This is a genomic window from Bacillus sp. AR13-1, from assembly GCF_008042285.1.
GTDB lineage: Bacteria > Bacillota > Bacilli > Bacillales > Bacillaceae_G > Bacillus_A > Bacillus_A mycoides.
Window position 1 is genome coordinate 19,015 of sequence record NZ_QNUA01000018.1, and the last position, 22,483, is coordinate 41,497.

21 protein-coding genes and 1 pseudogene are annotated in these 22,483 nt (G+C 34.7%); 8 read left to right on the forward strand and 14 right to left on the reverse strand.

The annotated features are described in order from the left end of the window. Positions 1 to 192: 192 nt before the first annotated feature. The 10 genes from resC to DN408_RS14705 form a co-directional block, all read right to left on the reverse strand. Positions 193 to 1,350: a cytochrome c biogenesis protein ResC gene (resC, locus tag DN408_RS14660; RefSeq protein ID WP_002141019.1), complete on the reverse strand. Its 1,158-nt coding sequence runs from the start codon at positions 1,348 to 1,350 to the stop codon at positions 193 to 195. Positions 1,351 to 1,368: 18 nt separating this feature from the next. Next, positions 1,369 to 2,985, reverse strand: coding sequence for a cytochrome c biogenesis protein ResB (gene resB / locus DN408_RS14665; RefSeq protein ID WP_002186305.1), 1,617 nt, complete (start codon positions 2,983 to 2,985; stop codon positions 1,369 to 1,371). A 124-nt stretch (positions 2,986 to 3,109) separates the two neighbouring features. Continuing rightward, the gene (gene resA / locus DN408_RS14670; RefSeq protein ID WP_002064495.1) at positions 3,110 to 3,631 is read right to left on the reverse strand and encodes a thiol-disulfide oxidoreductase ResA; all 522 of its coding nucleotides are present in this window, start codon (positions 3,629 to 3,631) and stop codon (positions 3,110 to 3,112) included. A gap of 94 nt (positions 3,632 to 3,725) precedes the next feature. Then, a complete protein-coding gene (rluB, locus tag DN408_RS14675; RefSeq protein WP_002030733.1) occupies positions 3,726 to 4,454 on the reverse strand; it encodes a 23S rRNA pseudouridine(2605) synthase RluB in 729 nt (242 codons plus the stop codon). Between the two features lie 288 nt (positions 4,455 to 4,742). Continuing rightward, positions 4,743 to 5,273 carry a spore maturation protein SpmB gene (spmB, locus tag DN408_RS14680; RefSeq protein WP_002086660.1) on the reverse strand — a complete coding sequence of 177 codons (531 nt, stop codon included), beginning with the start codon at positions 5,271 to 5,273 and terminating at the stop codon, positions 4,743 to 4,745. Beyond that, a complete protein-coding gene (spmA, locus tag DN408_RS14685; protein ID WP_002086662.1) occupies positions 5,270 to 5,866 on the reverse strand; it encodes a spore maturation protein SpmA in 597 nt (198 codons plus the stop codon). Before spmA ends, spmB begins: the two co-directional genes overlap by 4 nt. Then, positions 5,859 to 6,983 (reverse strand): D-alanyl-D-alanine carboxypeptidase family protein, encoded by a 1,125-nt coding sequence (locus DN408_RS14690; protein ID WP_002086664.1) that lies wholly within the window; start codon positions 6,981 to 6,983, stop codon positions 5,859 to 5,861. The genes spmA and DN408_RS14690 overlap by 8 nt, the downstream gene beginning before the upstream one ends. 112 nt (positions 6,984 to 7,095) lie before the next feature. Then, on the reverse strand, positions 7,096 to 8,010 hold the full coding sequence (locus DN408_RS14695) for a superoxide dismutase (RefSeq protein ID WP_002126378.1): 915 nt from the start codon (positions 8,008 to 8,010) through the stop codon (positions 7,096 to 7,098). A 105-nt stretch (positions 8,011 to 8,115) separates the two neighbouring features. Further along, the gene (locus DN408_RS14700) at positions 8,116 to 8,607 is read right to left on the reverse strand and encodes a YpuI family protein (RefSeq protein ID WP_002126375.1); all 492 of its coding nucleotides are present in this window, start codon (positions 8,605 to 8,607) and stop codon (positions 8,116 to 8,118) included. 22 nt (positions 8,608 to 8,629) lie between these two features. Then, positions 8,630 to 9,019, reverse strand: coding sequence for a hypothetical protein (locus DN408_RS14705; RefSeq protein WP_002086670.1), 390 nt, complete (start codon positions 9,017 to 9,019; stop codon positions 8,630 to 8,632). Between the two features lie 186 nt (positions 9,020 to 9,205). Between DN408_RS14705 and mprF the strand changes: the two genes are divergently transcribed. Beyond that, complete coding sequence (mprF, locus tag DN408_RS14710; protein WP_147740223.1) at positions 9,206 to 11,788, forward strand: bifunctional lysylphosphatidylglycerol flippase/synthetase MprF; 2,583 nt, start codon at positions 9,206 to 9,208, stop codon at positions 11,786 to 11,788. Positions 11,789 to 11,792: 4 nt separating this feature from the next. On the opposite strand, the gene DN408_RS14715 is transcribed toward mprF, so the two are convergent. Then, complete coding sequence (locus tag DN408_RS14715) at positions 11,793 to 12,599, reverse strand: hypothetical protein (RefSeq protein WP_016119901.1); 807 nt, start codon at positions 12,597 to 12,599, stop codon at positions 11,793 to 11,795. Between the two features lie 175 nt (positions 12,600 to 12,774). Between DN408_RS14715 and deoD the strand changes: the two genes are divergently transcribed. The 4 genes from deoD (at position 12,775) to DN408_RS14735 (ending at position 16,448) form a co-directional block, all read left to right on the forward strand. Next, positions 12,775 to 13,482: a purine-nucleoside phosphorylase gene (gene deoD / locus DN408_RS14720; RefSeq protein WP_000110704.1), complete on the forward strand. Its 708-nt coding sequence runs from the start codon at positions 12,775 to 12,777 to the stop codon at positions 13,480 to 13,482. Positions 13,483 to 13,683: 201 nt separating this feature from the next. Then, complete coding sequence (locus DN408_RS14725) at positions 13,684 to 15,495, forward strand: sensor histidine kinase (protein ID WP_002168798.1); 1,812 nt, start codon at positions 13,684 to 13,686, stop codon at positions 15,493 to 15,495. Between the two features lie 107 nt (positions 15,496 to 15,602). Next, entirely contained in the window at positions 15,603 to 16,133 is a 531-nt protein-coding gene (locus tag DN408_RS14730; protein ID WP_000806230.1) for a tyrosine-type recombinase/integrase, read from the forward strand. 120 nt (positions 16,134 to 16,253) lie between these two features. Then, the gene (locus DN408_RS14735) at positions 16,254 to 16,448 is read left to right on the forward strand and encodes a DUF3924 family protein (protein ID WP_002011737.1); all 195 of its coding nucleotides are present in this window, start codon (positions 16,254 to 16,256) and stop codon (positions 16,446 to 16,448) included. Between the two features lie 81 nt (positions 16,449 to 16,529). Here the strand turns inward: DN408_RS14735 and DN408_RS31460 are convergent, their stop codons facing one another. Beyond that, positions 16,530 to 16,667 carry a hypothetical protein gene (locus tag DN408_RS31460; protein WP_003188136.1) on the reverse strand — a complete coding sequence of 46 codons (138 nt, stop codon included), beginning with the start codon at positions 16,665 to 16,667 and terminating at the stop codon, positions 16,530 to 16,532. Positions 16,668 to 16,816: 149 nt separating this feature from the next. Beyond that, entirely contained in the window at positions 16,817 to 17,662 is an 846-nt protein-coding gene (locus DN408_RS14740; RefSeq protein ID WP_002086674.1) for a DUF72 domain-containing protein, read from the reverse strand. A gap of 160 nt (positions 17,663 to 17,822) precedes the next feature. Here DN408_RS14740 and DN408_RS14745 point away from each other — a divergent pair, with 160 nt between their 5' ends. From DN408_RS14745 to DN408_RS14755, 3 genes and pseudogenes are all read left to right on the forward strand, one after another. Then, positions 17,823 to 19,088: an ATP-binding protein gene (locus DN408_RS14745; RefSeq protein ID WP_002126365.1), complete on the forward strand. Its 1,266-nt coding sequence runs from the start codon at positions 17,823 to 17,825 to the stop codon at positions 19,086 to 19,088. Then, positions 19,088 to 19,432, forward strand: a pseudogene (locus tag DN408_RS32615) (Gly-Xaa-Xaa repeat protein); the annotation flags it as partial. The gene DN408_RS14745 and the pseudogene DN408_RS32615, both read left to right, overlap by 1 nt. Before the next feature lie 200 nt (positions 19,433 to 19,632). Then, complete coding sequence (locus DN408_RS14755; protein ID WP_002168802.1) at positions 19,633 to 20,061, forward strand: hypothetical protein; 429 nt, start codon at positions 19,633 to 19,635, stop codon at positions 20,059 to 20,061. A gap of 178 nt (positions 20,062 to 20,239) precedes the next feature. Here the strand turns inward: DN408_RS14755 and DN408_RS14760 are convergent, their stop codons facing one another. Continuing rightward, positions 20,240 to 22,279, reverse strand: a complete 2,040-nt coding sequence (locus DN408_RS14760) for a transglycosylase domain-containing protein (RefSeq protein ID WP_002126359.1) — start codon at positions 22,277 to 22,279, stop codon at positions 20,240 to 20,242. Between the last annotated feature and the right edge of the window lie 204 nt (positions 22,280 to 22,483).

Genomic DNA, 22,483 nt, shown 5'->3' on the forward strand with positions numbered 1-22,483 from the left:
ATTATGCTTCACAAGAATAATAAAGTTTGTTCATTTTTTTTCCAAAACTATGTATTTTTTTTGAACAGTATATTTGGTCCTCGACATCATTTTACAGAATCAACCGCTACTTTGTCATGTTTTTCTCAAAAAAGAAGAAAATTTGACAAAAATAAAATAGGAAAGTGACATACACTTTCCTATTTTATTTCTCTATGCATATGAATGTAAACCCGCGATAATTAAGTTTACTACAATAAAGTTAAACATAATGATTGCAAAACCAATCACTGCAAGCCAGGCGGATTTTTCTCCATGCCATCCTTTAGATAAACGTAAATGTAATACCGCAGCATAAAAGAGCCAAGTAATAAGCGCCCAAACTTCTTTTGGATCCCAACCCCAAAAGCGCGTCCAAGCGATTTGAGCCCAGATCATTGCAAAGATTAATGCTCCTAATGTAAACACCGGGAATCCTATCGCAATAGAACGATATCCGATTTCATCTAATAAATCACTATTCGTATTCTTTACTAACGGCTGAAGTGCCGCTGACACTCGCTTACGTAAAACAAGTCTTAATACAATATAAAGTAGCGTTCCCACTAACACTGACCAAATAACAGTATTTAATTTTTTCGCATTTACAATCGCTGGAACTTCAACTGTTGGCTCTAATTTATTTTCTGTCATTAACTTCCCTTCATGCGGTCCAACTAAAGCAGGGAGATTATACTTCATTTCAACTTGTTGTTCATTTTTATCAACCCATTGAAACTTCGCTTCGTATTTCATACTAGAAAATACCGTTGTTATTCCAATAAACCCAACTGTACAAACAAGTGTGAAAACTACTGTCTCTAACCAAAATGTACGCTTACTTCTTGTTGATTGATCTACATTTTTCAGTAAATACATTACGCCTGTAATAAAACTAATTGCTAATATTGCTTGTCCCGCTGCCGCTGTCGTTACATGAATATGTAGCCAATTACTCTTTAAAGATGGTATAAGCGGCGAAATTTCTCTCGGGAACATACTTGCATAAGCGATTAATAAAAGAGCTACCGGTAAAGCAAATAAACCAATAATACTTACACGATATACAAAGTACATAATGATAAAGGCTCCCACAAGCATCATGCCAAAAAATGTACCAAATTCAAAAAAGTTACTAACCGGTGCATGTCCTGATGCGATCCATCTTGTAACAAAATATACTATTTGTGCAATAAACCCCAAAATTGTTATAGTTATACCTATATTTGCCCACTTGTTACCTTTTTCTTTAATTGCTCCTCCAAAAAATAAAGTTGCAATTAAATATAAGATAAACGCCGCGAACAAAAAATTACTACTTATTTGTACCATGTCGTTTCCCCACCTTAACTAATTTTTTTCATTCATTTTATCGTGTGGTTGTGGAATCGCTGTTCCTTCTAGTACTCTTTCAATATCTTTCTTTAAGCCGAACCAATTTTTATTCGTATGGCCTGCAACCCACCATTCATCATTAACACGTTGTATCCAAATACGGCGATGGTTCCAATACATACCTTGAATCACACCAACCATAAATATAAATCCTCCAATACCGAGAATCCAAAGCGTCAAATCTTTTCTTACTGTAAGAGCTGTTGCATTTTGCATTTCCACACCTGCAAATGACATTTTATATTTATTATTCCCGTCAGGCTCTATGTTTTGCTGAATACCGACGAAACTAACTTCACCATCTGGTGTTTCCGGGGTAAACATTTTAAAGACGAATGCAGGATTATTCGGTAATTTTGTTTTCGTATTCGGCCTTCCATTCTCATCAAAATAAAAATCAGGAAAATAGCTTAATAGTTCTAGAGAATACCCATTTCCTAAATCATATTTTTCTGTAGGATTCGCTAAATCTACTTTAATCGGTCCCAACTTTTGATTATTTTCTTTGTTTTGCAAATGGAAAGACATGCTTTTAAATTCACTTTCTTTGTAATCCACTTGATAAACAGCAAATTGATCAAATTTCAGTGGCTCATTCACTCGAATTTCAGCTTCTTTTACCTTTTCTAATTTTGGTTTTTGACCCGCTATATTTTCTCCTACCGCTTTATATAATACAGCATTTGTTTGGAAGTTTTTCGCAATCATTTTATCACCAACACGATCAATTGCTTCATCAAAAACTTCTTTATCCTTACTCTTATCATAAACTTCCTTGATAAACTTTTCGTTTTTCAAATAGTATTGACCATCTGTTCCTGGTATTTCTTTCGTTTCACCGTCACGTAACCAAAGTGCTTCATCTACATACATACTCGGTAAAAAACGTAGCATTGCACCGAATAGAAAGATAATAAGACCAATATGGTTTACATATGGACCCCAGCGTGAAAAACGTCCCTTTTCCGCTAAAACGTTCCCGTCTTCCACTTTCACCTTATAATTACGTTTCTTTAAATTAATTTGAACTCGTTCTAAGTCACCTTCATGCGGCGTACCAGTCCCGTGCACTCTCTGTCTTTTCAAAAAACTTGGGTGTCTTTTCACCCCTTGTTTTTTTAAAGCTTTATAAAGAGGAATGACACGGTCTAAACTACATATAACAAGTGAAATACCAATGGAAGCAATTAAAATCATGTACCACCATGATCCATATAAATTATTAAATCCTAATTGATAGTATAATTGTCCTAAAAATCCATACTCGGTCTTATAATATTCAGCTGGTTCGATTCCTGGAGTTATGTACATTTCTTGGGGAAAGATAGTTCCTATTGCCGATGAAGCTAAAGTTATTACGATTAACCATACACCTACTTTTACAGAAGAGAAAAAACTCCAAATTTTATCGACTATCGTTTTTGTATGTGTGAGAGATCTCCGAGCACTCCCCTCATATCTCATATCCAATAATTTTATATTTTCATTACTTTCAAATGGTTTCCCACACGCTTCACAAAAAATGGTTCCTATCGGATTAACATGTCCACATTCACACTTAATTTCTTTCAAAGCTCTCACCGCCCTTTTATCTATATGTACTATTGTATATTCCAGCTTATAGTTACCGCAATACTCAGAATTTTTAAAGCGAAGGCGCTATACGTAAGCACCTCTTATGTAAAGGCTTTATTAATTATGGAGTGATTTTCTTTAAGTACTCTTCCAATTGTTCCTTCGTTTGCTCACCTATAATTTGCTCTACTACTTTGCCTTCTTTATCAATTAAAAAGGTTGTTGGTAATGGTCCCACTCCATATGTACCTATGATCTTTTGCCCTTTATCAATTGCAACTGGGAATTTCAAATCGTATTGTTTCACAAAGTTCTTCACTGCGATATCCGTTTCATCTGCATCTAAGGCAATAATTTCAACGCCTTTTTCTTTATATTTCGGATATAACTCATTCATATAAGGCATTTCTTTTTCACAAGGTTTACACCAAGTTCCCCAAAAATTTAAAAATACACCTTTTCCCTTTAAATCTTTTAATTCAATATTCTTTCCTTCTAAATCAGTTACAACAAAGTTAGGTGCTTCTTTTCCAATTTGCATTTTCTCTTTATCAGTAAAAAATCCTTGATATAGCGTAAACCCTACCGCACCGCTTAAAATGAGCAAAATGATAACACGAAATAATAAGCGATTTTTTTTCATGTTGTCTCCCCTCTCTTCGACGAGTGATAAATATATGTATTTTTTAATAAATCACCAGCGGAGCATTCCACTGGTGAAAGTTTCACAATATAGATTAGCGAGGCTTTGTAGAAGCCAATGCACGTAATTGTTTCACCTCATGTGGTGTCAATTCTCTTGCATCGCCAGGACGCAAGCTACCCACTTCTAAAAAGGCATACCGTTCACGTTTTAATTTCATTACTTTACAATCTAACGCTTCAAACATGCGGCGTACTTGACGGTTACGTCCTTCATGAATCGTTAATTGTACAATTGCCATCTCTTTACGCTTGTCCCAAGAAATAATTTTCGCTTGTGCTGGTGCTGTTTTCCCATCTTCTAATGCAACACCTCGTTCTAACATGCGAATTTTCTCACCTGTTAATGGCCCTTTAATTTTCGCAACATACGTTTTTTCAACTTTATATCTCGGATGCATTAATACATTTGCAAATTCACCATCATTTGTCATCAATAATACGCCAGACGTATCATAATCTAAGCGTCCGATTGGGAATAAACGTTGTCTAATTTCAGGGAAAAAGTCTGTTACAACATTTCTTCCTTTATCATCTGATACACTTGAAATTACACCAGTTGGTTTATATAGTAAAAAATAAACAGGTTCTTCTTTTTCAAGAGGGATGTTATTTACTTCCACTTTATCTTGAGGAGTTACTTTTGTTCCTAACTCCTTCACTATTTTCCCATTAACTTTCACTTTCCCTTGCTGAATTAATTCCTCAGCCTTTCTTCTCGATGCAATACCTGCTTGCGCAATCACTTTTTGTAATCGTTCCATTTCTTTTTTTCACCTCAAATTTATCTTACCTTACATTAGAAAGACTTGGCAACCGCCTAAGCTTTATGCCATTTACTTCGCCTATCTTTAACAACATAGCAATGATGATAAACGTCTAAAGGCATATCACGTTTTCACCCTTTATTATTGTTTACACTTTTTCATGTTGTCCACGATAAAAGTTCATCATTTTGTCAAAAACACCGCATAAAAAAACCACTATTAAACTACACGTTAATAGTGGTCGTATACGTATTATAAGCTAAATAGCGCAAAAAATGAATAGCATTACCGAAACAATAGGGAAACAAACACAATTGAACAAATAATTCCGATTAAATCTGCAAAAAGTCCTACCTTTAATGCATCTCCCATTTTTCTAATACCGACAGCCCCAAAGTATACTGTTAATATATAAAAAGTCGTATCTGTGCTACCTTGCATCGTTGAAGCTAACCTACCAATAAACGAGTCTGGCCCATATGTAGCGATTAAGTCGGTCGTAATACTTAAACCAGCAGATCCCGAAATCGGACGTATAAGTGCAAGTGGAACGATTTCGGCTGGTACATGAATAAAGTCTAACATCGGCTTCATTACCGATATCATCGCATCTAAAGCACCTGATGCCCGGAAAATAGAAATAGATACAAGCATTCCAACCATAAACGGCAAAATGGAAACCGCAATTTGAATCCCTTCTTTTCCGCCCTCAACGAACGATTCGTACGTTGGAACTTTCTTTATCGTGCCATACAAAAGGATAAAACCAATTACACAAGGAATTACCCATAATGAAATTGTATTTACAATACTCATTTTTTCCGCCCCTTTCTACTCCTTCTCCGGTAAAAATAGCGGTCAATCCAAATCGCTCCAATCATCGATAACACTTGTGCTATAAATGTTACGCCAACGATTTCAGTAGGGTTTGCTGATTCATAAGTCATTCGAATCGAAATGACAGTAGTCGGAATTAATGTAATCGCTGAAGTATTTAATGCTAGAAACGTCACCATAGAACGACTTGCTGAATCCTTTCCACCATTTAACTCTTTCAGTTGTTCCATTGCTTTAATACCTAAAGGTGTTGCTGCATTACCTAACCCAAAAAAGTTCGCCATCATATTTGATAAAATGAATCCCATTGACGGGTGATCCTTCGGTATTTCTGGAAATAATCTTTTTACTATCGGCATAAAAAGTGATACTAACTTCTTTAACAATCCAGCTTCCTCAGCAATTTTCATTAAACCGAGCCAAAATACTAAAACACTAATAAGTCCAATACAAATCGTTACAGCATCTTTTGACCCTTCAAACACTGCTTTGGTCACTTCTTCCATCGTTCCATTTATCATGGCATACACAATCCCTATAACTGCCATCGCTGCCCATACGAGATTAACCATCTATCCCAACACCTATCATGTAAGAGAATATTTCTTTTACGTTATTCCAATACATTCCCGTTGTAGCTACTAACTTTCGTTTACTGTAAAACAAATTTCGTTCTCCAACTTTCTCGTTCCCTACATAAATTTCTGTCTTCCCAATCTTTACTCCATCCGTAAGTTTTGCACTTTTATCGAGCTCAACTTTCAATAACACGCTCTTTCTTTCCTCTTCAGTTAAAGGTACAGAAAAACTATTTTTCGTATAAACATGATTGGCATATTTCTTTTCATTTATTTCAGCGAGTGCGCCTTGTCCTAAAACTTTCGCTTGCTTATAGCGTTCAAAGCCTTTATCAAACAAATTCATATGATCATCCCAGTCACTAGAAGCACTCAAAGTTACGACAATTAAATCTAGTCCATCTTTTGAAGCTGTTGTGACAAGCGTCCGTCCTGCTTTCTTCGTAAAACCTGTCTTTCCCCCTGTTGCAAATTCATAATAAGATGTCACAAGCTTATGTTTATTTTTCCACGGATAATCCCAAGAATCTGATTTATACGTTTTTGTTCCAAAAATTTTCTTAAAGGTCTCGTTCCCCATTGCATATTTCGTTAATAATGCCATGTCATAAGCCGACGAATAATGCGATCCATCCCCATCCAAGCCATGCGGGTTTGAGAAATGCGTATCTTTCATTCCGATTTCTTTCGCCTTTTCATTCATTAAATATACAAATCCTTCTATACTCCCTCCCACATTTTCAGCAATTACTTGTGCTGCATCATTACCAGATCTAAGCATTAATCCGTAAACTAAATCTTCTAACTTAACTTTTTGTCCAGGTTTTAAATAAATTGCCGATCCTTCTACTCGTACCGCTTCATTACTAACCGATACTAATTCTTTCATTTTTCCTGATTCAGCAGCTAACAATGCTGTCATAATTTTTGTTATACTAGCAATTTTTTGTGGCTCATGTTCTAATTTCCCATATAGCACACGACCGGATTGTTGTTCCATTAAGACTGCGTTACGAGCACTGACACCACCGTTCATTTTTGCATATGCAGGAATTGGCATAACGCTTGCGTACATTATAATTAGCGTAATTATTATACAAATTCGTCTCATATTTCCCCCCACGTCCTTTTGGCACTTTTTGTACAAGTGTATGCTTGGCCTTTTAAAATATGAACGAAATCTTCCTTCCACCTCCACTAAAAAAGACGCATGAGATATGCGTCTAATACGGTGTCCATTCAATTTGTTTCGCAGTTTCAAATCTTTTTTCTACATCAGGCCAATTTACAACATTCCACCAGTTTTTAATATATTCATCTTTTCGATTTTGGTATTGTAAATAATACGCATGTTCCCATACATCTAGTACAAGGAGCGGTATCGTATCCCATTGTGTAAACAATTGATGAAGTGTACTCTGCAAAATTTCTAACCTTCCGGACCGAGGCACCCATACAAGGATTGCCCATCCAGACCCCTCAACTTTCGAGGCCGCCTCTGTAAAATGTTTTTGGAAACGTAAGTAACTCCCAAAATCCTTCTCAATTTCTTGTGATAATGCCCCTCGTGGACCCCCGCCCCCATCTTTTTTCATATTATTCCAAAATATCGTGTGTAAGTAATGACCTGATCCATGAAAAGCCGCTTCTCTTTCCCAATGCTTAATTAAATCAAATTGATTTGTTTTTCTCGCTTCTTCCATCATCTTCTCTGCTTTATTTAATCCTTCCACGTAACTACGATGGTGTTTATCATGGTGTAACATCATAATTTCTCGTGAAATGTACGGTTCTAGCGCATTATATGGATAAGGTAATGGCGGAAGGGTATGCCCCCCAATCGGAACAGCTCGTTCGCTATCCCCTCTTTCACATAGTTCATATTCCTCTCCTTCTTGCATAAATACTTCCTGTAAATGGTGTTGAATATGTTCTACATCCTCACTTATTTCATACATAAACTCGGCATCTGTGTCGTATTCATGCTCTTTCATACGCTCTAATAACGTTTGAATTTTATAAGCAAGCATATGGACATCATACACTTCCATTGCACGGCTATCTAATACTTGAAGAACACTTTCACACCAGCTTTCTACTTCATGAAAGTAATCTGTAAATACACCTTGCTGACTCATGTCACACCTCCTTATTGCTATCCACTTAAATATATTCAATGAAAATCCCTTATATAACTGTACAAAAGGAAAAGAAGCTAAGTGTCCTTAGCTTCTTTTCCTTAATTAATATTTGTGCAACATTTTTGTTTGGTAATCTGTCTCATAATATTCTAGTTCTTCACGCATCAATTGAAATTTCCCTTCTAAATCCTTCATCATTCGTTCTATAGACCCAGGGGGGGTTTGCTGAAAAACAATAGAATTTTTCCCTGTATAAGCAGAACGACTATTTTCATACCAATGATCATTCTTTGGCGAAAAAAACTCTGCAATTACTTGATGGTAAATCTTATATAAAACTGTTTCAGCTGCGGTCTTTCGAAATGGTTGGCTATTCAACAAAACAAAACATGCATCAAGTCCTTCTTCACAAAAAACAAGAAGTCTTCTTATTGATGCTAATATACCTTTATAATATTGCTCGTTTCCTGTTGGTGTCTCCTCCAATAAAGAAGGTAACGTATGATAATTTACATAATTAGTTATCAAGGAAATTACATCTTCTAAAAATATAGAAACTTGTTCTGTTTGATTTTCAACCATCAAATTAGACATGGCTTCTCTCTCCTTTGCCGTTTTACGCTATTTCTACTCTTTTATTTTTATGTAATTCAGCTAATATTTCTTGTACTTTCACCACTGTTCCCTCATCAAAGTATCGTTGAAAGTCTGTTACTTCATTGAGATACAAGCGCTTCTGCGCGCGTAGCTCTTTATCTTTCACTAAACAAGCGATCGCTACAATATCTCGTAAATATACGTCTTGTTCTTCTACTTTATAAACTGGATTTCCTTCAAAAGGGGTAATTTCTTGTAAAATTTCTTCAAAATATCTAACATATAAGACAGAAAAGGTTTTTTCTTGATTATTTAATATATATGTCACTTCAGATCTATTAAAAAAATCTTCTGATGTATTCGGTTTTGCTTTTTCTAACTCATATCCTGCATAACCTATTATAATCATCTACTTCCCCTCTCTTCCTTCTTTCACCTTATCTTAACTCAATTTTCTAATAAACGAAATATTCTTTTAAATATAACCTATATAAAAAATAGCTTCCCTATACAGGAATTTACCTTTTTATTTTTCTTGAAGTTTGTCATAATAATATTATTGTCTCAGTTTTCTTACACAAGGAGAGTTGTATTTATGTCGTTTTCATGGAAACGTTTCTTACAAATCGGGAAAATAATCTTCCCATTTGTTGTCTTAACAATTGTTTTCTTTCAAGCTAAAAAAGAATTAGCAGGCATTTCTTTTTTAGAAGCAATTGAAACAATTAAAAACATTCCAACTGGTGGGGTATTTTTAGCGATTACACTCGGTGCATTTGCCGTTTCAACAATGTTCTTTTATGACTTTGTTATGCTTCGTTACTTAAAAGCAGATATACCTGTACAAAAGATCTTCCGCATCTCATGGATTGCCAACACTTTAAATGGATTTATCGGTTTTGGTGGTCTTGTTGGTGCCGGTGTACGTACAATGCTATATCGTCCGCATATAAAAGATAATGGAAAACTTATTAAAAGTATTGCTTGGATGACAACCGCTTTTATTAACGGATTAGCCATTCTGTCATTCCTCGGCCTTATTGGAATATTAGACACTAGTTTTATTCTGCACGAAAAACCGTGGTTATGGCCTGTTCTTATCTTCTTTGCTCTTTTCGTTCCTATATATATTGGGTTTTCTAAAATTAAAAATAGAAAAACAAAACAGCTAGACGGACAAGAGGAAGAAGAAGAGAAAAATCCAACTGTTTTATATTCATTAGTTTCATTAGTCGAGTGGGTATCTGCCGGTATCGTTATGTACGTCATTTTAATATTGTTTGGAATTGATATCGAATTTCAAAAATTTTTAGGTGTTTACGTAATTGCTGCTTTAGCTGGTGTCGTAAGTCTTGTTCCTGGTGGCCTTGGTTCATTTGACCTTGTTTTCTTAACTGGACTAGGACAATACGGCGTTGATACAGGCGTATTACTACCTGCTATGTTATTATACCGACTTGTCTATTACATCTTACCATTCTGCCTAGGTCTCATTTTTGCAGCCTTTGAAATGACAGGAGCTGCCATAAAAAAAATTGAAGATAAACCATTTATTGCACCTGCGTTAGAAACAACTGGTGTAATTTGGACTTTACAACGTGATTTTTTAGGGAAATTAGGTTCATGGGCATCCGCCGCTTTAACAGTATTCGCTGGCTTAATGGTTATTCTATCAACAATTTTACCGACTAGTATAAATCGAGCTCACGCCTTACATATTTTAGCTCCAAAGCACCTTATTCAATTTTCTTTTAGCTTATCATTAACATTCGGTATTCTCCTCCTGATTCTTTCGCGAGGCATATATTATGGAACAAAGCGTTCTTACTATATGACGATTGTTTCTTTAATTGGAGCAGCAATCTTTAATACCCTAAAAGGAATTGATATTGAAGAAACCTTTATTTTATTAATCGTACTTGCTGTGCTGTATATGCTTCGTAAAAGATTTGCACGCGAAAAAATGGAAGTCTCTCTTTCTGATATCGTAAAAGTATTTATCTTCTTATTACTTACGTTATATTTATATAAAAACTTAGGTATTTTATTTGCGGGTGCAAAAGAAGCGTTCCAACCTGATTTTGTCGTTCGAAATATTACACAAGTTAAACGAAGTGCATTAGCAGCAGCCTTTTTCGTTCCTACTTTTTTACTTATCGGCTCACTAATTGCCAATCGTTACCGTAGTCAATTTCCCGGGCAACCAGCTAATGATAAAAGGTTAGAAAACTTCTTAGATGAACATGGCGGGAATGTACTTAGTCATTTAGGTTTTTTAGGAGATAAACAGTTCTTCTTCAGTAGTGACGGAAAAGCACTTCTTCTCTTTTCAATTACTGGAAAACGTCTTGTTGTACTAGGTGATCCAATTGGTGATCCATCCTCCTACCGCACTGTGTTGCAAGAATTTTTAACTGAAGCTGATCGATTTGGGTATATTTGCGTATTCTATCAAATTGAAAGCAAATGGATGAGCTTATACCACGATTTTGGCTACAACTTCTTTAAACTGGGTGAAGAAGCTGTCGTTGATTTAAATACGTTTACAATAACAGGAAAAAAACGTGCTGGTATGCGAGCTACTTTCAACCGTTTTGAACGAGAAAGTTATACATTCTCTATTCATGAGCCACCATTCTCAGACGAATTATACGAGGAATTAAAGAAAGTGTCTGATGCTTGGCTCGGCGGAAAAAAAGAGAAAGGATTTTCACTTGGGTACTTCGATCGTGAGTATATTAGTCGTGCCCCTATCGCTACATTATCTGATGCAGAAGGAAAAATTATTGCATTCACAACCTTTATGCCAGTATATCAAAGTGGCATATTATCTGTTGATTTAATGCGTTATTATCCAGATGCCCCTAGCGGTATTATGGATGCAATTTTTATCCACCTATTCCACTGGGCAAAAGAAAATGAATACCATTCCTTTAATATTGGTATGGCACCACTCTCAAATGTCGGTTTATCAACGCAATCGTTCTGGTCTGAACGAGTTGCCGCTGCAATATTTAATAACGTTCGTTACACATATAGCTTCAGCGGTTTACGACATTTTAAAGAAAAATACAAACCTGCATGGAGTGGAAAATATTTAGCATTTCGAAAGAATCATTCTTTACCAATTACAATGCTCTCTGTAACAAAATTAATAGGAAAACGAAAAAACAGCTAAGTACTTAGCTGTTTTTTCGTTTTTGCACTTGTATACTAAACTCCTTTGCATACTTCTTACCATTTATATAGAAATCCCCCCATATTTTGTATGTCCCTTCTTCTGGAAAGGTAATACGATATTGTAATTGTTCATCCGTATCAACAGGAATAGCATATAAAAAATGTTCCCTCGTTTCATCAACGATATATAGAGAATCGACCTCTCCTCTTCCTGAATTTAATTTCATCTTTTCTCCCTTTTTCGCTTGAAACTGAAATGTTAATGTCACTGCCTCATTCGGATGTAATGCACCAAATAAAAGAGACACTTGATGCTCTCCTATATTTTTTGTAAGTACAGTATCGACAGGTAGTTTCTTTTTATTCTTGTCCTTGTTTTTGTCCTTGTTTTTCTCCTTTTTTTCTTCACCAAAATCTTTCTTAGCAAATGATTCCACAGACTTGTTTTCATCTTCATACAAAAATATCGTGTACTCTTCACCTTTCACTACATCTGAAGATAGCTTATACGATCCATTTCCAGCAAATATAGGCTTCGTTTGTTGTATGTTTTTCAGATTCCCATCCACTATCACTGCTCGAATTTGATCGTTCACACCACGAACTTCATTATTCATTTTATTTAGCAATTGAAACGAAATATCGGCTTTTTCATTTCCCTTTTTATTTTTCACATCCCATTTCACTTCTTGAACATCTCCGGTCGTTTCTACAGTTTCTTGATATTTTTTTATGTAAAATCCTCCTGCCACAATAAGTACTAGTGCAATAAGCCCAATGACAAGATTTTTCAAAATATCACCTACCATTTTTATTGTCTCTATCCATGCAAAACTTCTTAAATATATATTCTAGGTGATGATTCATGAAATCCTCCTATTTTGTATACATTACAAATATTAAAAAGGTTTTGATTGACAGGATTCGTAGTGTATAATGCAAATGATATTGATTTCTATCAATACATAATAAGGAGGACTTTTCATGAGTGTACATATCGAAGCAAAGCAAGGCGAAATCGCTGAATCTATTCTATTACCTGGTGATCCATTACGTGCAAAATATATTGCTGAAACATTTTTAGAGGACGTTACTTGCTATAACAACGTACGTGGCATGTTAGGTTTCACTGGAACTTATAAAGGAAAGCGTGTATCTGTTCAAGGTACAGGTATGGGTGTTCCTTCTATTTCTATTTATGTAAACGAATTAATTCAAAGCTACGGAGTGAAAAATTTAATTCGTGTTGGAACATGTGGTGCAATTCAAAAAGATGTTAAGGTACGTGACGTTATTATTGCGATGACGGCTTGTACAGACTCTAATATGAACCGCTTAACATTCCCTGGTTTTGATTTTGCTCCTGCTGCAAACTTTGATCTTTTAAAGAAAGCCTACGATGCTGGAACAGAAAAAGGATTACACGTTCGTGTTGGTAACGTATTAACAGCAGATGTATTTTATCGTGAGAGCATGGACATGGTTAAAAAACTTGCAGATTACGGTGTATTAGCAGTAGAGATGGAGACGACTGCTCTTTACACATTAGCAGCTAAATATGGTGTAAATGCATTATCTGTATTAACAGTAAGCGACCATATCTTCACTGGTGAAGAAACTACATCTGAAGAGCGTCAAACTACATTTAACGAAATGATTGAAATCGCTTTAGATGCAGCAATTCAGCAATAGTACACTAAAGAACTCGTCATACGTCTGGCGAGTTCTTTTTTATGCTAAAATACTTCTATAGTCACTGCACCTTCTCTTTATGTGACTTTCTATAAAAAACTACTTTAGAGAGAGACAGATTTATCCCCTCTACTTTTTTGTAACCTTTGTTATAATTAAGAAATCATTTGTATTACAGTATTTTTCATACGAGGTGAAACAGTGAAGAACAGAAGCATCGTCTTTAAACTATTTTTATTAACATCAACTTTATTTACAATCATATTTCTCCTTTTTTTCCTTGGACAATCTCTATTTTTAGAGAAGTTCTATATTAATAAGAAAGTAAAAACCGTTCAAACGGCGTTTGAAAAATTCGTAGATAATTACGAAAAAAGCACCCAGGACTTTGAGGAAACTAGAAAATTAAAACAAGAATTTCATGATAAAACAAATGCTGAAATGCAATTTTTAACTTCTGACGGCATTATTAAAAGTGACAACAATTACTACATTGATGTAATTAATCCTAAAAATAATGAAACATATTCCATTCCGCTCAATAATCTTTTAACGCCCGACGAATATAAGAAATTCGAAAACTTAGGATTGAAAAAAGATGGCATGATAAACGTCGTCGGTTTGGTACAAGGGAACACAATAACACCACTAGAATTGACAACAAATTATAATCGATGGCAAAACGAACGTATCAATTCAGATTTTCAATCCATTAATGGCAACCCTTCTAAAAATAGACTTACAAACCGATACAAAACTGCGATTCAAATTGATTTTACTGGTATTGTATCTAAGTTACAGCTTCCATCAAAAGCCGAGGTTCGTCTTGCAAATGATTTTGAAACATTACAAGCCGTTCAATATTTTGCAGAGATTATTAGAAATGGCACTGCTAACTCGCAGCAATTAAACACTTATATAGTAGATGGCGGAGAGAATATAAAAAATAGTATCTTTGTAAAGCCTATTATGGAAAACGGAGAAATTAAGGAGTACGCTTTTGCTATAGCATCTTTACAACCTGTTAATGAAGCGATGCTCGTTTTAAAAGATTATTATGTCTATGCCTTAATTATCGTGTTTCTCGTTATTATTTTGTTATCCTTCTACTACTCAAAAATCATTGTTAAACCATTAATTAAGATAAATCGCGTTACAAAAAAAATGGCCAACTTTGATTTTAGCGAAAAGTTACCTGTTACAGCAGACGATGAAATTGGCGGGTTATCAAGTGGTATTAATACACTCTCTGTAAATTTAAAAGATCGAATCGACCGATTAAATGTTGCCAATACAAAATTACAACAAGATATTGAACGCGAACGTCAATTGGAAAAAACGAGAAAAGAATTCATTTCTGGTGTATCTCATGAATTAAAAACACCACTTAGTGTTATTCGTAGCTTCGCTGAAGGTATTCAAGATGGCGTAAGTAAAGATACGACATATTATACAAATGTTATTTTAGAAGAAACAGAAAATATGAACAGGCTTATTGTTGAAATGTTAGAATTAGCAAAACTTGAATCTGGTACGTACAAACTAGAAATGTCGACATTCTCAATCGGTGAATTAATTCAACAAGTCTATACAAAATTATTATTTAGCATGGAAGAAAAACATTTACAAGTGGACATCCATGTGGACTCTTCTCTATTTGTTAAAGCAAATCGTAGTCGTATTGAGCAAGTAGTTGTGAACTTGCTTAGCAATGCAATTCGATATACTCCAGATGGTGAAAAAATACACGTCTCTGTTGTAGAAACGGAAGATACAATGAAAATCGAAATTGAAAACACAGGCAATCCTATTCCAGAAGAAAGTCTTGAAAAAATTTGGGATCGCTTCTACCGTTTAGACGCTTCTCGTAGCCGTCATACTGGAGGTACTGGTCTTGGGTTATCCATTGTAAAAAACATTTTAGATCTCCATCACGCCGAGTACGGTGTGTATAATACCACTAATAGCGTTGTATTTTATTTTAATTTACAAAAAGTGAAAGAAGTCAAATAATTTGTCTTAATTTCACTAGGAGTTCACATGAAATTCACACTCTCCCTTTATAGTAAGAAACAAGTTAATCCTTTCCTTTACACATATAAAAGAGGAGAGTGCGTAAAATGAAACAAGCAGGACAACCTATTCAAAACGAAAAACAATTAGAAACTATCAAAAATATACTTTTACAATCTTCGAAACGTGATGGCTTATTATTCGTATTAGCTGTAAATTCTGGCTTAAAAGTAAGTGAAATCTTACAATTAAAAGTTAGTGATGTAATCGATGAAGACGAAAATGTTCGCCATTCCATTTTATTTTACAATGAAAAAGTAAAGAAACATAAATGGTTTGCTGTAAATGAAGACTTACAGCACGCAATCGAAGACTACATGAAAGAACGTAAAACTTGGAAACGTAATGAACCATTATTAAAGTCTCAAAAAGGAACAAAGTCTATTACGAGACAACATGCATGGTACATTTTAAACAAAGCTGCAAAAGAAGTTGGATTAGAAGGGATTAGCTCACATACACTTCGAAAAACTTGGGGCTATTGTGCATACAAATCAGGTGTTGATATTGCATTTTTACAACACTTCTTTGATCACAGTACTCCATCCAAAACTTTAAAGTATATCGGTATTGCTTAATAACTCTTATACATAAAAAGGTTACCATTTGTAAATTTGGTAACCTTTTTTATGTTTCATATTCTCTTTTCTTGTCTCTCCTATACTGTAGTGGTACTCTAATAGTAAGGGGGAGAAATTATGAACACATTAACAATTGAATTACCGAAAGAAACGGCTGAAAAACTTGATTTATTAAAGAAATCTTATGAAAAGAAAACAGGTGCTACAATTTCTGAAAGCACTCTCGTTCAAACACTTATCTCAAAGGAATTTATCCAAGCGATAACTCCTTTTGATTTACAACAAATCATCAATGGAAAAGAACAGCAGTAATTGCTGTTCTTTTTTTATTACTATTTAAAATATAAAGTGAAACTTTAATCAGTGGGGGTTTTGTTCATCCCCCACTGATTATTAGCCTTCACCAATCGGGCGTTTACGGGCAGCAGGGCTCCCACCTAACTTCTTTGCTCCAGCCGAATTTTGAGGTAGGAGTTTTACTGCCGCAAATAGCGGGATAAAAAGTTTTTTACTTATTTTCCGAAAAACCATTGACAATGATAATGATAACCATTATCATTTATTATGAAGCCAACAATTGATGAATCAACCAAACGCTCAGTAACATTGTTACCCCTCTTTTTCATATAGAAAGGCACTGTACATTCCCCCTGTTTGTACAGTGCCTTTCTTGTTTATCATCATTCAAACAAATTTAATTGCTCAGGCTTCGGCTCACCATATGTAATGTTCATCATTTTCATAAGCTGTTTCGCATTATCCGCTGCATCTCCGCCCGAATTATTATTAAACAATACAAATATATCCTTCGTCTTCTTTTTCAATCGCTCTAATCGTTCTACCCATTCCGCCAATTCTTTACTATTATAACGATACAAACAGCGAACCGCTCTCCAATTTTCTCCTTTATCCAGCCAACCATGAACATTTCGGCCATGAAAACGTATTAACGCCATGTCCGAGTTTGTTGCCTCTAATATAAGCGGTACTGATCCTATTCCAGCCTGAGGCTCATCGCAAATTGTATGAATCCAGTTTTCTTTTTCTAAAAACTGTAACGTCTTATCTCTCATTTCTGGATAAAACCATGTTTGATTTCGAAATTCTATTGCACATGGTAAATCTTCCATTTTTTCTTTCGTGTATCGAAGTAAATCTACATTTTTCACTTTACAATCAAACCATGGTGGATATTGAAATAAAATCATTTTTAATTTATTTGCTTCTATTAAAGGAAGAATGGATTGTTTATACACATCAAACATCTCATCGAACGTAGAAAAAGGGATTTCCCCTTTCATATGTCCTGTCATTCCTTGATAGGCTTTTACTATAAAAGAAAAATCTTTCGGCGTTTCCATCGCCCATTTTGTATAATTCCGCGCAGGTTGTATCGCATAAAATGAACTATCTACTTCCACAATGGGAAAATGTTCACTATAAGTTCGCAATTTATTTCTATTTTCATAGGGATTTATATATAAAGAATCATGATCTCCCCACCCTGTCACTCCAATGAAAAGCAAATATATCCCTCCCTTTTTAACTTCACCTTCTATCCATTCTACTCACTTCCCGGACATTTCAGCTAATCAATTTCATTAAGTAGCCCCTTCTTTAAGAGTATCCGTATAAAAATATGATATACTAAATGGAAGAATTTTTAAATTGAGGGGTTATTTATTTATGCTTCCAAACGATGATATTGTATCTCATGAAAAACGAATAGAAGAACTAGAAAATAAAGTGCGGTTATATGAAGAGCTTGTGAATCAATTACCACATCATTTCACATACAAGAATCCACATATTGGTTTACAAATAAAGAAAACGAGAACGACTCATTCCATTCAAAACATACAAAAAGAGAATAAAAAGGCTGATTTTCAACTTACTTGCGATTCATTATTTTTATTTGAACAACTTGAAACATACTTTGTTCATATTTTTGATGCTTTTTCACATCATGTCACCTTTGTTGATAGTAAAGGAAATATAACTTTATGTAATCAAGCTGCAGCAGATGATTTTGGTGTAGTACGAAATGATATAATTGGAAAGCCAATTCAACAATTACTAAACTTGCCAGAAGAACAAATTAAAGCGATTGAAACATTAAGAACAGGAACAGAAATATATAATGAAGAAGTGTTAGACAAAAACTATGGTATTTTAAACAATCGAATTATTCGGGATTATAACGGAGAGATTTTTAGAGTTATTAGTGTCTTCCATTATTTAAACACAGAACGTGATGCAGAAAAATTTTCATTAGCAGGACGAATCGCAGCTGGGATTGCTCATGAAGTACGAAATCCCCTTACAACGGTACGTGGATACTTGCAATTTCTACAAGATAACGTTTCTCCATCCAATAAAGAATTGTTTAAAAGTCTACTCATTCCTGAACTAGATCGTGCAAATAGTATTATCACAAAATTTTTAGCCATTTCAAAAACGCGTGAATTTACTAGAGAACCTTTTCCCATCAATACGTTTTTACGCGAATATATTCAACAACTACTTGCTAGTGAAGTTTTTTTACACAACATTTCTATTGACTATGAATTTTCTACGGAATTAGATGGTGTACTTGTCAATATCGATCGTCATGAACTTGTGCAAGTTTTTTTAAATTTATTTCAAAATGCTATCGATGCTCGAGGCGAAAGACCTCTTTCCATTCAAATCTCTAGTTATCGCCTAGATAACTTTGTTCGGATTACTTTCACAGATAACGGAACTGGGGTTCCTCCAGCTATTCAAGAATATATCTTTGATCCATTCTTCTCAACAAAAGATTCAGGAACAGGACTGGGCTTGTCAGTAACGAAGAAAATTATTCAAAATCATAACGGTACATTAAAAATGTCTAGTAATCAAAACGGTACAACTTTCACTATTTCTATTCCAATTTTACCTAAAGCGAACTATGAACGAATTAATCATTAGGTCCGGCTGGTGCTACTGGCGCTACTGGACCGTCGGGCACACCACTCCCTGTAACTATAGCAGCAATAGGAAATTCTAATCCACAAACTATATCACCTGGAACGAATATCCAATTTAATCAAGTTTTCGAACTAAATAATCTCATTTTTAATGACACTTCAGATACTTTAACTATTTTAGAAACAGGAGTATACGATATTAGTTTCTCAGCATCTACAACCTTCCCGGGTTCTTCACCATTTGGATTCGGTATTTCATTCAACGGTCAACCACCTACTCGTAATTTTTCAACTAACGTTATCGGTAGTGCGGTTTCTTTCTCCACAATTGTTACTTTAACAGCTTTTGCACGACCAAGAATGTTTGATTTATAGTAATTTGTATTATTTTGATTGTATGTTAAATCTTCCTTTTAATAAAAAGGAGCACTTATTTTGGAGGATAAGTGCTCCTTCTTTACGTTTCTTTACTTCAAATTTACTCTAGCTTAATCCTCTTTTTGTATGATGAATAGTGAAGACAAAGACATGAAAGAGGGATGACAATGCGAATTATATCACTGACACGTTTTTGGTTTGTTCTTATGGTATGCATAATTTTATGTATAGGGTTTCTTTTAACTCTAAACTATTCAAATGTTTCAAAAGCAGAAAGAAAAACAATTCCATACGAACTTCTGTATACAAAACAAAACAACATCCCGTATTCCTCTTCCACACAAAATGAAAAAAAAGTTATAAAAGGAATGCTTATTACAGAAGCTTCTAGTTATGAAAACCTACTTCAAATCGCTGAAACGATTAAAGATCAATATAAAAATAAAGACGTTGATGAAATAACACTCTCTATCCATAATGAAAATACTGGAAATTTCGAAGAGGAATTGCCATATGAACCTATTAGTAAAGGAATAATAACCGTCACGTATGATTCTCAATCCTTCGGTAGGACCAATGTTACGCTAAATAAATAAACTGAAGCTTTAATCCGTGGCGCTTTTCCCATCCCCACGGATTATTAAGTTAAACCCATCAAATTTTTATAGGCAGCTCGATTCTCACCTAACTTCTTTTCTGTTGCCACATTTTGAACCGAGATAAAACCGCTCATTTCTCATAAAAAAGAGGCGAACTCGTTATTCGCCTCTTTTTTTACCAAAATGGAATCCACTCTTTCACTTTATCTATCCATTCATTTTGCTGTTCTTTTCTTTGTTGTTCCTCTTCTTTTCGTTTTTTCTCTTCTTCTTTCCTTCGTTTTTCTTCCTCAATCGTTTTTAATTGTTTTGTATAATCCGCCTCAGGTATTAGCGATAACTGAAATGCCTTTTGAGTTGGATTTCCATTCGCTTTCTTCATAATATCCCGGAACATTGTCGTTGTAATTTGGCTGCCTCCTGGCACATAATGCTCACTATCCGTTTTATCATACCCTACCCAAATCGCACCTACTAAATCCGGTGTGTATCCAACAAACCACGAATCCTTCGCACCAGTGCTTGGTCCATTTACAAGCTGGGTAGTCCCTGTCTTGCCTGCGGTATCGATATTATTAACTTTCGCTTTTTCACCTGTTCCCCTTTCAATAACACCTTTTAATAAGTATGTCATCTTTTGGGCAACTTTCTCGTTCGTCACACGAGTTTCTTTCTTATACCATTTTCCAATTGTTTTCCCTTCAGCATTTTGGATTTCTCTAATGGCATGAGCTTCTACTTGGACACCATCATTTGCAAGTGCGCTATACGCTTGAGCCATTACAAATGGTGAAGTCCCTACATGCATACCTCCTAAAGCAATCGGATACGTATGGTCTTCAGGCTCTAATGGAATACCAAACCGCTCTAAAGATTTCAATCCTTTATCTAATCCAATTTTCTCTAATAGCCAAACTGCTGAAACATTATATGACTTTGCCACCGCTTCATACATCGTCACATTACCATGGAACGTATGATCACTATTTTGTGGTGCATATTCTTTAATATTAAACGGTTCATCTTTTAAGACATCGTATACTTCATATCCTTGTTCTAACGCTGGTACATACACTGCAAGAGGCTTTAACGTTGAACCTGGCTGTCTTTTTAATTGTGTTGCATGATTAAACTGTAAAAATTGATAAGGACCTCTGCCTCCAACTAAAGCCGGAACACCGCCAGTTTTTGGATTCATAAGGACCACTCCCGTTTGCATAAGCTGATCTGAGCCACTATCTTTAAAATAACTATCATTATTCACAACATCTTCAACCGCTTGTTGTTTTTTCGAGTCAAGTTCCGTATAAATACGATAGCCACCTGCTAAAATTTCATTTTGTGTTAATTCATACTTGTCCATCGCTTCTCTAACAATATAATCTACGTATTGAGAATATTTTCCCTTATATTTATCGTCAACACCACGTCGTAATACAAGACCTGATTCTTTCTCCTGATTATATTGTTCTTCAGAAATATATCCTTGCTCCTTCATTAAACCTAATACGACATTACGTCTTTCAATTGATTTATTAAAGTTTTTATACGGCGAATACGCAGATGGCGCTTTAATTAATCCTGCAATCGTTGCAGCTTCTGAAATCGTTAAGTCTTTTACTTCTTTATCAAAATAAGATTTAGCTGCTCTTTTTATCCCCCAAGCACCTTCACCAAAATAAATTTGATTCATATACATTTCAACAATTTCATCTTTCGTATAAGTACGTTCTATTTTTTTCGTTAGAAAGTATTCCTTTATTTTACGCGAGAATGTACGGTCTTGCGTTAAAAATACATTTTTCGCAAGTTGTTGTGTAATTGTACTACCACCTGCCACAACTTCACCGGCTGTAATGTTCTTAAATACAGCACTTATAATTCCACTATAGTAAATACCATGATGACTAAAAAATTCCTTATCTTCTACTGCAACAATTGCTTGAACCATAATATCAGGAATATCTTTCCTTTTGACCCCTTCTGTTTTAGAAGAAGCTAATTTAGTCGCAACTTCATTATTTGCATCATAAATTAAAGTCGGTTGTGGAACAGCTTGTTTTAATTCAGATATATCTTGAATGGAAATTATTATATTTACAACAATAAATAGAGTAGCAAGTAAACTTCCCAATACAATTAATGAATTGCGTAGTTTCTTCCTCTTATTGAACCACTCAAGCGTTTTTTTAAAGTGAGTGTTCTTCAATTTCATTGGTTCACTTCCTTCATTTGTTTACACTCTTTTTTTAAAAGGAAGAATATACCTCCTTTTAAATTTATTATAATAACGTAGTCGTTCCTATAGTGTAAAGCTTTTCTTTCACATTCATACTTTTTGCAAGAAAAGGACATTCTACAAGTAAGATATTCATTGTTGAGTATTAATATTATTAATACAACAATGAGAGTTTTGTTA

Bases quoted from the DNA above. Each gene is read 5' to 3' on its own strand.
- resC (WP_002141019.1), bottom strand. From the start codon at position 1,350: ATGGTACAAATAAGTAGTAATTTTTTGTTCGCGGCGTTTATCTTATAT.
- resA (WP_002064495.1), bottom strand. From the start codon at position 3,631: ATGAAAAAAAATCGCTTATTATTTCGTGTTATCATTTTGCTCATTTTA.
- rluB (WP_002030733.1), bottom strand. From the start codon at position 4,454: ATGGAACGATTACAAAAAGTGATTGCGCAAGCAGGTATTGCATCGAGA.
- spmB (WP_002086660.1), bottom strand. From the start codon at position 5,273: ATGAGTATTGTAAATACAATTTCATTATGGGTAATTCCTTGTGTAATT.
- spmA (WP_002086662.1), bottom strand. From the start codon at position 5,866: ATGGTTAATCTCGTATGGGCAGCGATGGCAGTTATAGGGATTGTGTAT.
- DN408_RS14690 (WP_002086664.1), bottom strand. From the start codon at position 6,983: ATGAGACGAATTTGTATAATAATTACGCTAATTATAATGTACGCAAGC.
- DN408_RS14695 (WP_002126378.1), bottom strand. From the start codon at position 8,010: ATGAGTCAGCAAGGTGTATTTACAGATTACTTTCATGAAGTAGAAAGC.
- DN408_RS14700 (WP_002126375.1), bottom strand. From the start codon at position 8,607: ATGTCTAATTTGATGGTTGAAAATCAAACAGAACAAGTTTCTATATTT.
- DN408_RS14705 (WP_002086670.1), bottom strand. From the start codon at position 9,019: ATGATTATAATAGGTTATGCAGGATATGAGTTAGAAAAAGCAAAACCG.
- mprF (WP_147740223.1), top strand. From the start codon at position 9,206: ATGTCGTTTTCATGGAAACGTTTCTTACAAATCGGGAAAATAATCTTC.
- DN408_RS14715 (WP_016119901.1), bottom strand. From the start codon at position 12,599: ATGGTAGGTGATATTTTGAAAAATCTTGTCATTGGGCTTATTGCACTA.
- deoD (WP_000110704.1), top strand. From the start codon at position 12,775: ATGAGTGTACATATCGAAGCAAAGCAAGGCGAAATCGCTGAATCTATT.
- DN408_RS14730 (WP_000806230.1), top strand. From the start codon at position 15,603: ATGAAACAAGCAGGACAACCTATTCAAAACGAAAAACAATTAGAAACT.
- DN408_RS14735 (WP_002011737.1), top strand. From the start codon at position 16,254: ATGAACACATTAACAATTGAATTACCGAAAGAAACGGCTGAAAAACTT.
- DN408_RS31460 (WP_003188136.1), bottom strand. From the start codon at position 16,667: ATGGTTTTTCGGAAAATAAGTAAAAAACTTTTTATCCCGCTATTTGCG.
- DN408_RS14745 (WP_002126365.1), top strand. From the start codon at position 17,823: ATGCTTCCAAACGATGATATTGTATCTCATGAAAAACGAATAGAAGAA.
- DN408_RS14755 (WP_002168802.1), top strand. From the start codon at position 19,633: ATGCGAATTATATCACTGACACGTTTTTGGTTTGTTCTTATGGTATGC.
- DN408_RS14760 (WP_002126359.1), bottom strand. From the start codon at position 22,279: ATGAAATTGAAGAACACTCACTTTAAAAAAACGCTTGAGTGGTTCAAT.